General features: G+C 65.1%; 12 protein-coding genes. 3 read left to right on the top strand and 9 right to left on the bottom strand.

Going from position 1 to position 13,110, the window contains the following annotated elements:
* Positions 1 to 9 precede the first annotated feature (9 nt).
* Together WB785_RS02980 and WB785_RS02985 are read right to left on the bottom strand one after the other, a co-directional pair.
* A complete protein-coding gene (locus WB785_RS02980) occupies positions 10 to 3,192 on the bottom strand; it encodes a carboxyl transferase domain-containing protein (RefSeq protein WP_424077209.1) in 3,183 nt (1,060 codons plus the stop codon).
* A complete protein-coding gene (locus WB785_RS02985; protein WP_424077220.1) occupies positions 3,189 to 4,712 on the bottom strand; it encodes a class I adenylate-forming enzyme family protein in 1,524 nt (507 codons plus the stop codon). Before WB785_RS02985 ends, WB785_RS02980 begins: the two co-directional genes overlap by 4 nt.
* A 490-nt stretch (positions 4,713 to 5,202) precedes the next feature.
* On the opposite strand from WB785_RS02985, the gene WB785_RS02990 reads away from it, so the two are divergent.
* A complete protein-coding gene (locus WB785_RS02990; protein ID WP_424077210.1) occupies positions 5,203 to 5,487 on the top strand; it encodes a CDGP domain-containing protein in 285 nt (94 codons plus the stop codon).
* Positions 5,488 to 5,496: 9 nt separating this feature from the next.
* On the opposite strand, the gene WB785_RS02995 is transcribed toward WB785_RS02990, so the two are convergent.
* Genes WB785_RS02995 through dapB form a run of 3 tightly spaced genes read right to left on the bottom strand, consistent with a single transcriptional unit; the run spans position 5,497 to position 7,159 of the window.
* A complete protein-coding gene (locus WB785_RS02995; protein ID WP_424077211.1) occupies positions 5,497 to 5,952 on the bottom strand; it encodes a flavodoxin family protein in 456 nt (151 codons plus the stop codon).
* Complete coding sequence (locus WB785_RS03000) at positions 5,949 to 6,425, bottom strand: hypothetical protein (protein ID WP_424077212.1); 477 nt, start codon at positions 6,423 to 6,425, stop codon at positions 5,949 to 5,951. Before WB785_RS03000 ends, WB785_RS02995 begins: the two co-directional genes overlap by 4 nt.
* Positions 6,425 to 7,159, bottom strand: a complete 735-nt coding sequence (gene dapB / locus WB785_RS03005; RefSeq protein ID WP_424077213.1) for a 4-hydroxy-tetrahydrodipicolinate reductase — start codon at positions 7,157 to 7,159, stop codon at positions 6,425 to 6,427. The genes WB785_RS03000 and dapB overlap by 1 nt, the downstream gene beginning before the upstream one ends.
* A gap of 537 nt (positions 7,160 to 7,696) precedes the next feature.
* On the opposite strand from dapB, the gene WB785_RS03010 reads away from it, so the two are divergent.
* A complete protein-coding gene (locus tag WB785_RS03010; RefSeq protein ID WP_424077214.1) occupies positions 7,697 to 8,086 on the top strand; it encodes a DUF4189 domain-containing protein in 390 nt (129 codons plus the stop codon).
* Between the two features lie 35 nt (positions 8,087 to 8,121).
* Here WB785_RS03010 and WB785_RS03015 read toward each other — a convergent pair whose 3' ends face one another.
* The 4 genes from WB785_RS03015 to WB785_RS03030 form a co-directional block, all read right to left on the bottom strand.
* A complete protein-coding gene (locus WB785_RS03015; protein ID WP_424077215.1) occupies positions 8,122 to 9,198 on the bottom strand; it encodes a PDR/VanB family oxidoreductase in 1,077 nt (358 codons plus the stop codon).
* A 7-nt stretch (positions 9,199 to 9,205) separates the two neighbouring features.
* Positions 9,206 to 10,957, bottom strand: coding sequence for an SDR family oxidoreductase (locus WB785_RS03020; protein ID WP_424077216.1), 1,752 nt, complete (start codon positions 10,955 to 10,957; stop codon positions 9,206 to 9,208).
* A gap of 14 nt (positions 10,958 to 10,971) precedes the next feature.
* Positions 10,972 to 11,892 carry a metal-dependent hydrolase gene (locus tag WB785_RS03025; protein ID WP_424077217.1) on the bottom strand — a complete coding sequence of 307 codons (921 nt, stop codon included), beginning with the start codon at positions 11,890 to 11,892 and terminating at the stop codon, positions 10,972 to 10,974.
* A 127-nt stretch (positions 11,893 to 12,019) separates the two neighbouring features.
* On the bottom strand, positions 12,020 to 12,535 hold the full coding sequence (locus WB785_RS03030) for an Lrp/AsnC family transcriptional regulator (RefSeq protein ID WP_424077218.1): 516 nt from the start codon (positions 12,533 to 12,535) through the stop codon (positions 12,020 to 12,022).
* Between the two features lie 67 nt (positions 12,536 to 12,602).
* Between WB785_RS03030 and WB785_RS03035 the strand changes: the two genes are divergently transcribed.
* A partial coding sequence (locus tag WB785_RS03035) for an alanine dehydrogenase (RefSeq protein ID WP_424077219.1) occupies positions 12,603 to 13,110 on the top strand: 508 nt, incomplete at its 3' end.

Consider the following 13,110-nt stretch of genomic DNA (forward strand, 5'->3'; position numbering starts at 1 on the left):
GATGCGCAACTACCGTGCCAGCCTCGTGATCCACGAACGGGAGTCGGCCGGGTCGATCACGTCGTCGAGCTCGAAAGTAGTGGACGACGTCAGCGCCTTGCCGTGCTGGTAGGCAGCCTCGACCAATTTGTCGAACAGGGTCTGCCGTTCGATCGGATCGGTGACGGCAGCCAGCTCCTTGCTGAATCCCAGTCGCACAGCACCTTCCAGGCCCATCCCGCCGATCTCCCCGGTCGGCCAGGCGACCGTGAACTCCGGAGCATGGAACGAACCGCCGGCCATGGCCATCGCCCCCAGCCCGTAACCCTTACGCAGGATGATCATCCCGAATGGAACTGTCAGGCGAGCACCGACGATGAACAATCGGCTGAACCGCCGGACTGCCGCATGCACCTCGGCATCCGGACCGACCATGAAGCCCGGTGTGTCACACAACGAAATGATCGGCAGGCCAAACGATTCGCACAACGTGAGGAAGTCGGCGATCTTGTCCGCGGCCTCGGCATCAATGGCCCCGCCGAGATGATGACTGCTGTTGGCCAGCAAACCGAACGGCACGCCTTCGACGCGTACCAGCGCGGTGACCACTCCGACTCCGTAGTCGGGCCGCAGCTCCAGGACCGCCCCGACGTCCACCACTGATTCGATCGCATGGCGCACGTCGTAGGCCCGTAACCGGTTCTCCGGGACGACATGTCGCGCCCGTCGCGGATCGGGCGCTTCCCAGTTGTCGATGTTGCCGTGGAAATACGACAGGTACTGCTTGGCCAGCGACACCGCGTGCGCCTCGTCGCGCGCCACCAACCCGACAACCCCGTTGCGCCGCTGTACGTCGATGGGCCCGATGTCCTCCGGCCGGTACTCGCCGAGCCCGCCGCCTTCGATCATGGCCGGACCGCCCATGCCGATGTTGGCGTCGGGGGTAGCGATGATCACGTCGCACGTGCCGGCCAGGGCGGCATTGCCCGCAAAGCAACGCCCGGAGACGATTGACACCAACGGCACTCGGCCGCTGAGTGCGCCCAGTGTGCGGAACGTCGGCACATCCAGACCGGCGATGTTGGCCAGGTCGGTGTCACCCGGTCGGCCACCGCCGCCTTCGGCGAACAGCACCACGGGCAGCTTCCTACGCGCAGCCAGGTCGAAGACCCGATCGGTTTTTGCGTGGTTGCGCATGCCTTGTGTGCCGGCGAGCACGGTGTAGTCGTAGGACAGCACCGCGGTCTCGGCGCCGCCGATGGTCGCCACCCCGGCCACCAGGCCATCGGCCGGAGTGTTGGCGATCAGGTCGTCTTCGGAACGCCTGCTGCGCTGCGCCGCCAGCGTCAGCGCACCGTACTCGACGAAGCTGCCCGGATCGACCAGGTCGGCGATGTTCTCTCGGGCAGTGCGCCGGTTTTGCTTGTGCCGCTTATTAATTGCCGCTTGACGGCCCTCGTCGAGAGTGAGCAGGTGGCGGCGGCGGACCTCGTCCAGATCAGCGCGCGGCCGATCCAGGTCGACGTCGGTGACGCCCTCGGCTTGCGCGCCCGCCCCGGTACGGGTGAACACCACCAACGGGTCTCCGGTCCCGACGACTTGCCCCGGCGCCACCAGAGTCCGCACTGTGCACACCGCGTCGGGCGCGGTCAGCACATGCTGCATCTTCATCGCCTCGAGCATGACCAACTGAGCGCCGGCCGCAAACTCGGCGCCTTCCGGTGCTACCTCCACAACGGTGCCGGCCAGCTGTGCGCGCAGCACTTCCTCACCCGGATACAGTTCGAGCGGCGCGATTCGAGACTCACGACGCCGGGACTGCGCGGCACCGACAAGGGCGGACAGGTTTTCGTCGACGAAGCCTGTGGTGACCGGGCCGGTGTGGGTTTGACTGTGCGACAAGATTTCTTGTAAGAACCCGATATTGGTGCGGATCCCCTCGATCCCGAATTCCGCCAGAGCCGTCTGCGCCTTGCGCAGCGCCCCGGAGAACGAAGAACCGCGAACCCGGGTAATCACTTTGGCCAGCAACGAGTCGTAACGCGGACTCGGCGTCAGTCCGGGACGCCCGAAGGTGTCGACGCGCACACCGGGCCCACTCGGCGGCGAAAACACCGTGAGGGTACCCGCCGTCGGAATGACCGACCCGTCAGGTGCAAGCGTCTCCATATTGACCCGCGTCTGGATCGCGATACCGCGCACCGCGGCGGGCGCACCGACGACTTCCTTGCCGTCGGCGACGATCCCGGCCGGCAATCTCAACTGGTGGAATGATGCACCGCTGGCGATTCGTAGCTGCATCGCGACCAGGTCGATCCCGGTGACCTCTTCGGTGACGGTGTGCTCCACCTGGATCCGCGGATTGACTTCGAGAAAGACGAACTGGTCACCCGCAACCAGAAACTCGACCGTCGCGATTCCGCGATAGTCGACCTGCGCGCACAGCTGAGCAGCGGCCCGGTGTAGGTCACGGCGCAGCGCTGTGGAAATACCCTGTGCCGGAGCGATTTCGACTAGCTTCTGGTAACGCCGCTGAATGCTGCAGTCACGGTCGCCAAGTGCCAGGGCACGAGACGGCATTGCCACAATCTGGACCTCGATATGCCGCGCGTTGGCCAGATGCGCCTCGGCAAACAGAGCCGGGTCACCGAAGCCGAGCTGGGCTTCGGCGGCGCATTGCCGGTAGGCATCGTCAACTTGGTCGGCGCCGCGGACTATTCGCATGCCGCGGCCACCGCCACCGGCGAGCGCTTTGATCACGATCCCGTCGTGGTGGTCGGCCAAGAAGGCGCGAATCTCCTCGACGCTGCTGGGGCCGTCGGTGGCCGGAAGCACCGGCACCCCGGCGGCGACCGCGGCGCGACGGGCCGACGACTTGTTACCGAACAGTTCGAGCGCGGCGGCGTCCGGCCCGACGAATGTGTAGCCTGCCGTCGCGCAAGCGCGCGCGAATTCCGCCTGCTCGCTGAGGAACCCGTAGCCGGGATGAATCAGCTCAGCGCCGGATTTTTTGGCTGCCGCCAGGATCGTGGCGTGATCCAGATATGCGCCAGGGCCGGCGCCGGGCAGGCCGATCGCTTCGTCGGCCGCGTTCACGTGCGGGCTGTCGGCGTCATCTTCGGCATAGACGGCGATCGTGCCGTATCCCAATTCCGTTGCGGTTCTGATGATTCGGAGGGCAATCTCACCGCGGTTGGCGACTAGCAGGTTCATCGCAGCGCCTGGCCCCATTGAACATGCTCACGCAGCTGGCCCTTGAGCAGCTTGCCGCCCGCGTTGCGCGGCAGTGCTTCGGGCGCAACCGTGACGTATTGCGGGATTTTGAAGTCGGCGAGCTGTCCGCGGCAGTAGTCCAGCACCGCGTCCACATCAACCTCCGTATGCCCGCCGAACAGCACTGCGCCCACCTTCTCCCCCATCACCTCGTCGGGCACCGCCAGCACGCAGGCGTCGGCAACACCGGGCGCCGACAGCAGCACTGCTTCGACTTCGACGCTGGACACATTTTCACCACCGCGGTTAATGATGTCCTTGAGTCGATCGACGATGTGCACCCGGCCCACGTTGTCGACACGAACGACGTCCCCGGTGTGCAGCCAGCCGTCGATGATCGTGGTGGCCGTCGCTTCCGGCCGATTCCAGTAGCCGGCGGTCACGTTGGCCCCCCGCGTCACCAACTCGCCGACGCCCGGCTCGTCGCCGTAGGCGACAACGCCGAGATCCACCGAAGGCACGGCGTAACCGACCGAGTCGGCGTGTTCGACAGTGTCGGAGTTTGGCAGCACCGTCATCAGCGACGCCGTTTCGGTCATGCCGTAGCCGTTGAACACGGCGGCCTGCGGGAAGGCACTCTGCACGGCCTTGACCAACGACGGCGCGATTGGCGCGCCGCCATACCCGACCCAGCGCACAGCCGATACGTCGGCATCACCGAAGTCGCTGTGCCGCAACAACAATGCGTAAACCGCGGGGACGGTCACCATGGATGAGATCCGCTCGTCGGCCAGTGTCTTGATCAATTGTGTGAGATCCAGCGCGGGCATGATCACAGACGTCCCGCCCACGTAGGCGGCTGTCAGCAGTTGCGAGTTGCAGCCGGTGACATGGAACAGCGGGACTGAGATCAGGGTGCGGAAGTCCTCAGCGATGTCACGCTCGAGACCCACGCAGCGCAGCATGTTCTCGGCGTTGGTGAGGAACGCCTCGTGGGTGGTTGGAACGCCTTTGGGCCGGCCGGTGGTGCCAGAGGTGTAAAAGATCGCGGCGGCGTCGGCGGCATCGAGCCCGCGCGCCACATAGGGGTCGCCGTCGGGCAGCGGAGTGTCGCCGGCCAAATCCACTCGCGCGCCGGCATCGGACAACACGAACGCGACCTCTGGTTCGGCCGATCGGGTGTTCACCGGCACCGCCACGCCGCCAGCCATGATCGTGCCCCAGAACGCCAGCACCCAGTTGATGCCCGCCGGGTGTCGCACCGCGACGCGCTCACCCGGTTGCAGACCGCCCGCCCGCAAACCGCCGGCCACTCGTGCGGCGGCATCCCATAACTGTTGGTAAGTCAAGCGTTGGACGCCGAGTTCAATGACCGCCTCGCTATCGGGCCTTTTGGCGACGTGTTCGGCAAGCATGTCGAGCAGCGTGGCCGGTAGGTTGTCGTAACGCGGGATGCCATCGGCGTCACGGGAGATACCCGTCGTCGGGAATGGGTTAGCACCGCGTGGAATCTCGGTCACCTCGCACGGCGACGATGCGGGCCGCGACGCGGCCTGAGGAGAAGCCGGGCCATCTGGCATGTGCGTCACGTCCGGTCCTCCATCAGCGCCGCAGCCAGCGTCCCACCGTGCCATTGTCGCCGTGCACCCATAAACCGTATGGCGGGGCCGCCCAATGGTCGAGGCTCGGGTAGTAAATCGCGCCGAATACTGCTTGGGCAGCGCGCCCACTCGCTCCATGATCGGCTGGCCCTCAGCAATGCCTCACATCGTCAGTTGCTGCGGTTTGTGTGACCATGGCTCGGCGGCTCAGCAAACTTCCGGCAAACCCAGCAAACGGGGCCCGGCCAACCAGTAGGTTCATTGCCAGTCGCGATGAAAGGGAGCGGGCCATTAAGCAATACATCTTCGCAGGCACTGGCCGCGGTACTCATCGCCGGAGGGCTGATTGAATCAGCGCCGACGCACATAGACGATTGAGCCGGCGACCCTTCGAGAAAAGGAGAGGCGTATGCGGTATTTCACCATCGGCGGACTGGCCGCCGTGCTGATGGCAGGCGGGCTGACCGCCACGGCACCCCCGGCCAGCGCGGGGTGCCTGGACCCGGGGCCGGATCCACTTGCGCAGATGTGCGACAGCCCCGTCGACGCCGACGGGATGTGGGAGCGCTGCCTGACGTCCTACCCGGGCGGGCCGCTGAATCCCGCCGTGACCGAGTGCAACACGATGAGCGTAAACGATCCGCCCGGTGGCGACCCCGCTTTGAGCAACCCACCAACGCACATCGACCCGTAGCGGGCCAACTCAATCCATGAGCTGAGCCGCGACCGTCGCACCGAGCTCCCAGCACGCCTCGAGCTCGGCCTTGCCCGGCTTGCCCGAGACCACCACGTACTCAGCGGCTTTCACCCACCCCAGGCCGGTCGTGATCGAGTCGACGCCGCGCTCGGCGCCCTCGGTGCCCTCGTTGCCGTGCAGGTACAGGCCAAACGGTCGTCCACGAGTGGCGTCCAGGCATGGGTAGTAACAAACGTCGAAGGCATGTTTGAGGGCGCCGCTCATGTACCCGAGATTGGCCGGGGACCCGAGTAGGTAGCCGTTGGCCTCCAGCACGTCGGTCGGGGTGACCGCCAGCGCCGGTCGCCGCACGACCTGCACACCCTCGATGTCGGGATCGGTTGCCCCGGACACCGCCGACTCGAACATCTCTTGCATGTACGGTGACGGCGTATGGTGAATTATCAACAGCGTCTTGCTCATTCGCGATCCTGCATTTCTCGGTGTAACTCCAAGGCTTTCTTCATGGCTTCCCGCGCGCGGCCGCGATCCCCGGCGTAGTCGTAGGCGCGCGCCAGTCGATACCAGCGCCGCCAGTCGTGCGGGTCGCTGTCCAACTCGCTACGGACCGTGTCGAACAGGGCGTCGGCGGCCTCGCGCTCGATTCGCCCGGACGCCCGTCGCGGCAACGCACTCACGTCGAGCTCCATCCCCTCTTCGGCGACCAGCCGGGCCAGCTTCTGATGGGCGAAGCCAGCGCGCAAAGTGGCGATCATCGCCCAGAGCCCGATGGCCGGCAAGATCAACAGCGCCAGACCCAAAACGACTGCGACGGCACGCCCGGAGGCGATCATCAGGATGGCCGTCCGGCCGAGCAACCCGAGATACACCAGCAGCGCCGCGCACATGAACGCGATCATCAGCTGGATGCGCACATTGCGCCGCGCCCCGGTCATTACAGGTTCAGCAGCGATTCAATTCCTACTGTCAGCCCCGGGTGTTCGGCGACCTGGCGTACCGCCAACAGCACGCCGGGCACGAACGAGGCGCGGTCCATGCTGTCGTGGCGGATTGTCAGGGTCTCCCCCGCGGTGCCGAACAACACTTCCTGATGCGCCACCAGCCCGGCCAGCCGGACCGAGTGCACCGGGACACCGTCGACATCGGCGCCCCGGGCGCCCGGCAAGCTCGTGGTGGTGGCATCTGGGTTGGGCGGCAGCTCTTTTCGCGCCTCGGCGATCAGTGCGGCCGTGCGGGCCGCGGTTCCCGATGGCGCGTCCGCCTTGTGCGGATGATGCAGTTCGATGACCTCGACCGACTCGTAGAAGGGCGCAGCCTGCTTAGCGAAATGCATGGACAGCACCGCCCCGATCGCAAAGTTGGGCGCGACCAGCACCGAGACGCCCGGTTTGGCGGCCAGCCACGCCCGCACCTGGTGCAGCCGTTCGTCGGTGAAGCCGGTGGTTCCGACGACAGCGTGAATCCCGTTGTCGATCAGGAACTTCAGGTTGTCCATCACGACATCAGGATGGGTGAAGTCGATGACGATTTCGGTTTTGTTGTCGGTCAACAGGCTCAGTGAGTCTCCGGCGTCGACCTCGGCGGACAAGGTCAAGTCCTCGGCGTCCTGCACCGCCTGGACCATCGTCGCGCCGACTTTCCCCTTCGATCCCAACACTGCTACCCGCATGACTTGTAGCCTAGCCCGGGCTCTCGCAGACCCCGGTTCGTGCGCTTCCGATCCTCAACGACTGGCGCCGACGGGATGCTCCGCCCCGGCAACGCCGGAGGCGGCAGCGACGACAGCGCCGGGAGACCGGCATATTCGGTCGGTCAGCAAACGGCGCGTAGTTGGCCGGGCGCGCGGGCACGGCGATAAGTTTGCCATATTACCCTTGTTGCTGTTCACGCTGTTTCTATGATTTGCTACGCGGCGTCTTGAACGTGCTTCGGCATAGCGCCCTGACCTCGACGCGCTCCGCGAGATCCGTTGCGTTGAAACGCGTTATCCGCTGGGGCCCGGCGATTGCGGCCCGATATAGCGGGTCCAGACACAAAGCAGCCCAGTCGCCGCGACACCGTCGCTGTGAAAACGCGAAGAAGCGCTCGTCAGCGCACTACGTCGTCGTGAAAAAGGAAGTTGTCTGCCACCGGATTGTCGAAAAACCCTCCCTCAGGAGGTTCTCAGGTGCTTAATAGGTTGGATGGTTCAGGAAGGAGCCCCAACATGCTCAAAGCCATAATCACGGCTGCGCTACTGCCAGCAGCAGGGTTGCTGATCGCGCCGCCAGCCAATGCTGCACCCAGCGGAGACACCTGGGCGGCAATCGCCTACTCGACGACAACTGGCAAAGCCCGGTTGGAGTACAACGCGCCTAGCCAACTCGAAGCCCAAAATGACGCCGTGTCGGCCTGTAACGCGCAAGCCAAGGACAACAGCTGCAAGGTGGTGGCCTACTCCAACCACTGCGTGAGCCTGGCCACCGACCCCGACCCCACAAACAACGCTGGCTACGCCGGCGGTCACGGGGACACGCTGGCGGCAGCCGATGCCGACGCGATGAGTGGAGCCGAGTCCGACTGGACCATCGAAGGACACGGTTGCAACACGGCCTAGCCTGATTGCGGCGTCTCGCGACGCAGAACGCATCCTCAGGCGTCGATCACCACACGACCGCCGGCCGCACGGGATACGCACACCAGCATCTCGTCATCGGCCTCTGCCGTGCGGCCGCGGCGGTCGACCTGCCCGGCAAGGACCTTGACCTTGCACGTGCCGCAAAACCCTTGTCGGCAGGAATATGCCGTCGTCGGGTCCTCATCGAGCATGACGTCGAGCGCCGAGCGATTGGCAGCAACGTCGAGCACCCGCTGAGATCGCGCAAGTTCCAATTGAAACGTGATGCCATCGACCACAGGTGCCGGACTGAATCGCTCATAGTGCAGCGGCGCGTTGGCGTGCGCGTCGCGGGCGATGCGCACCGACTCCAGCATCGGCGTCGGCCCACACACGTAAACCGCAGTCTTCGGCCCGGCGTCGACCAGCAATTCGTCGGCGGTGGCGAATCGCCCCCGCTCGTCGTCGGCCCATACCGTGACCCGGTCGGGGTCCACCGACACCACCTCATCGAGCAGCGGCATGTATTCCCGGCTACTGCCGGCATAGACTGCGCGCCAATCGATTCCGCGCTGCTGCGCCGCGCGGATCATCGGCAGAATGGGTGTCACGCCGATTCCGCCGATGACGAACAACACATCGTGCTCGTGGCCGCCGAGATAGAACGCGTTGCGCGGACCTTCGAAGACCAGCGAGTCGCCGACCTCGAATGCATCGTGCATCTCGATCGAACCGCCGCCGCCGTCAGCGATCCGGCGTATCGCGATGCGGTAGTCGGTCCGGCGTCCGGGCGGACCGCACAGCGAGTATTGGCGCCGACGGCCCGACGGCAGCTGGACGTCGATGTGCCCGCCCGGCGTCCACGACGGAAGCAATCCGCCGTCCGGGTCGGTCAGCGTCAACGCGACCACATCCGGTGCGACGAGCTCCCGTTGGCTGACGACGGCGGTGTGCGTCCGTCCCACCGGTACCACCCGCGACGGTTTCCACCGAGTCGCTGACGCGAACCCGCCCAGCACCGCGCCAAGACCCCACAACGCCGTGTAGAGACGATCTCGCTTGCGGCGACCGTAGATGTCGGTGGGCCGACTGGCCCAGATCGATTGCGTCACAACAGCCTTACCTCTGCCGTAGGTCGTAGCGCGCGAACAGCCGGACCAGCGAGGGACTGATGCGGCGCAGCGCGTAGCCAACCCGGGATTCGGCGGCGATCGGTAGTACGGGTGGGCCCGTTCTGACGGCCTTGACGATCGCCTTGGCGGTGGCCTCCGGTGTGTAATTGCGACGACGGTACGCGGCGTCGGCCTTGTTACGGGCGCGCTCCTGCTGGTCGGCCGACATCCCAGCGTAGACGGTGCTTTTGGCGATATTCGTGTTGACGAACCCGGGGCACACCGCCGTGACCGTGATGCCTTCATCGGCCAGATCGGCGCGCAGTGATTCGCTGAACGCCAGTACCGCCGCCTTTGTTGTGCCGTAGGCGATCATCGACTTTGACGGCAGGAATGCCGCGGCAGACGACACGTTGATGATGGTTCCGCCCTGACCACGCTCGACCATCTGCGTGCCGAACGCGCGGCTTCCGTTGAGCACGCCGCGCAGGTTCACCGCCAAGATGTTGTCCCAATGCGCAGGCGTCGTCTCGAGGAACCGGCCCGCCATCCCGATGCCGGCGTTGTTCACCAGGATGTCCACCACGCCGTGCTCGTCGTTGACTTGTGCGGCAAGCGTATTCATCGCTGTGTCATCCCCGACGTCGGCCTGATAAACCGCGGCTTCGCCGCCGGCATCTTCAACCGCGGCCGCGGTCTCCTTCGCCGCGGCCAGATCGCGGTCAACAATCAGCACGGTTCGGGCACCTTTGCGGGCCAGTTCGATCGCGGTGGCCCGGCCTATCCCGGCGCCCGCCCCGGTCACCAAGGCGAGCTTGCCGCGCACGTCGCGGCGCCCGGTGCCCACCACAGATGCGCTGGGCGCGGCTGCGCCACTGACGACGTGATCAATCCATTCGCTGGCCAGCCGGGCGATGACGTCGGGACGCGAGGTCACTACCCAATGGCCGCCTTCGATCGGAACGACTCTGCTGCGGGGCGGGATTGAGCCGGTGAACCGCTGCAGCGCGGGGGTAACGAAGAGGTCCATCCGAGGCACCAACTGCTGGACCGGGACGTTGGTCTGGGGCAGTTGCGCGCCGGGGGCCAGAAACGGCCCGGGCATGTTGGCCCGGTACAGGTTGAGACCGTTGACGTAGTCGCCCGTTGACCGTACTGGCGCAGCGTCCTGGGTCCGGGTGCTGGTGTTGCCGATACGCCCAAATGCTTCAATCACTTTGACGCCTAACCCGGACCGAATCATCAATTCTGGCAGGCCGGGGCACAGAAAGAACCAGATGTATCCCGACGCCATGAACTGCCTGACCACGTCAAAGACGCCGCGCGGACTGCGCGCTGACCGCAAGAACTTGCCCGCGTAGTTCAAATGCGGCCCCGAGATCGACGTGAACGACGCGATCTTGCTCATCACCGCGTCGTCGGTCACTGCGGCCCAGCCCTGGATCGAGCCCCAATCGTGGGCCAGCAAGTGCACCTGGCCAACGCCCAAGCTGTCGATCACCGAACCGACATCCGAGATCAGTTGGGGGAAGCGGTAACCCGACCGGGCCGACGGGCGCTCCGATTCGCCGGCGCCACGCACGTCGTACGCCACGAAGTTGTAACGGCCTTCGAGGTGGGCGGCAACGGCGTCCCACAGGTGGTAGTTGTCCGGATAGCCATGAATCGCCAATACGGTCGGCCGCTGCCGGTCGATCTCGGTGTAGGCGTGTACGGCCAGCGTGACGCCGTCGGACGCGGTCACTTCTGCGCGGGTCATCGATTTCTCTCGGCTCAATGGGAGGCGCGCGCCGCGGGCGAGATGGCAAGGTAGTCGACTGCCCGTTCGACGCCGCCCAGCTGTGACGGATGGAAATTCGGCTTGTAGTACGCGCCGATAACCCGGATGAACCGCAGCGGCCCTGGCACCAGGCCACGTCGCGCGGCGTTGAAGTAATCCCGCCAGCGCGCTTTGGTTCCCAGCGTCAGTTGCCGGTCCACCGAGTACATGAACCGAACCCCGCGCACCCACATCAGCAGCATCATCGGCGTGACCACCAACTGGGTACGCACCTGCCGCCAGTACCCGGCCCGTAGGTGCTTCATCACGTCGAATGCGACGGCCTTGTGCTCGACTTCCTCGGCCCCGTGCCAGCGAAGCATGTCCAGCATCACCGGGTCGGTGCCGATCGCGTCATGCTGCGGAGTATCCAAAATCCACTCGCCCAGGATCGCGGTGTAATGCTCGACGGCGGCCACGATCGCCACCTGCTCGAGCAACCAGCTGCGTCGTCGTCGCAGACTCCAGCCGGGTCGGTCACCGATCAGCTTTGCGAAGAGCCAGTCGATTTGGTCGGTATACGGTGTCACATCGACGTTGTTGGCCGCGAAGTAATCCAGCACACCGGAGTGTGCTTGGGAATGCATTGCCTCCTGGCCGATGAATCCCTGTACGTCAAGCCGCAATTGGTCGTCCTTGATCAGCGGCAGGGCCTTTTTGAACACGTCGACGAAGAACTCTTCGCCCGCGGGCAGCAGCAGGTGCAGGACATTGAAGACGTGGGTGGTGAACGGCTCACCCGGCACGTAGTGGAACGGCAGCTTGGCCCAGTCGAACTCGACGTCGCGCGCCTCGAGGACCAGTCTTTCGTGATCGGTCGGCGTCCCCCGACGTGATTGATGCGGACCGACGGCGTCGTCGTTGACGGTGAACACGATGCATCCCTGCCTTCAAGCCGCTTTACAAATCGAGCCTAATGTCTAAGTTGCGTTCGCTCAGCAGCATACCCGGTACCCCCGGTATCGGGAATCCCCTAGGCAGCGGCCCAGGTCAGCGGGCATTTTAGATCGGAGCCGCGCCGCGCAGGTGCTCGAAGATCAGCGACGTCTGAGTGCCCGCCACGTCGGCGTCGGCGTTGAGGTTTTCGACGACGAATGAGCGCAGGTCCTCGGTGTCACGCGCGGCTACGTGCAGGATGAAATCGTCGGACCCGGCAAGAAAGTACACGTCCATCACCTGGGGTTTGCGCCGGATCTGCTTAATGAAATCGCGAATCTTGCCGCGGGCGTGGGACTGCAGGCTGACCGAGATCATCGCCTGCAGCGGCAATCCCACCGCGACTGGGTCGATGTCTGCGTAAAAGCCGCGGATGACGCCCAGATCCACCAACCTGCGAACGCGTCCGTGACAGGTCGACGCGGCGATATCGAGTTCGGCCGCCAGCGCACTGTTGGTGATGCGGGCGTCGGCGTGCAGCAGGCTCAAAATTCTGCGGTCCGTCTGGTCAAGGACGGCCGGCCGAAGATCCTTCGATGCCACCCCGGCGGTTACGCCACTTTCCGTTGTTTCTACGGTCATCCCCTAATTCTACAGATGTGTCTTCGTCTGCTTTGAATGATCGTCGAACTTTCTTCACAATTGAGATATGCGCGTCGGAATTCCCGCCGAGACCAAAAACAACGAGTTCCGAGTGGCGATCACGCCGTCCGGCGTCACCGAATTAACCCGCCGCGGTCACGAGGTGTTGGTCCAGGCCGGTGCCGGAGAGGGTTCAGCACTCACCGACGGCGATTTCAAGGCCGCGGGTGCGCAACTGATCGCCACGGCGGACGACGTGTGGGCCGAGGCCGAGCTGTTGCTCAAGGTCAAGGAACCGACACCGATCGAATACGCCCGGCTGCGGCGCGGGCAGACGTTGTTCACCTACCTGCACTTGGCTGCCTCTCAGGCCTGCACCGAAGCACTATTGGCTTCGGCCACCACATCGATCGCCTACGAGACCGTGCAGGCCGCCGACGGCTCGTTGCCGCTACTGGCCCCGATGAGCGAAGTCGCCGGCCGGCTGTCGGCCCAGGTCGGTGCCTATCACCTGATGCGCACTCACGGCGGGCGCGGCGCGCTGATGGGCGGGGTGCCCGGCGTCGAACCGGCCA

Source organism: Mycobacterium sp. (assembly GCF_049585075.1).
In the GTDB taxonomy this organism is placed as follows: domain Bacteria; phylum Actinomycetota; class Actinomycetes; order Mycobacteriales; family Mycobacteriaceae; genus Mycobacterium.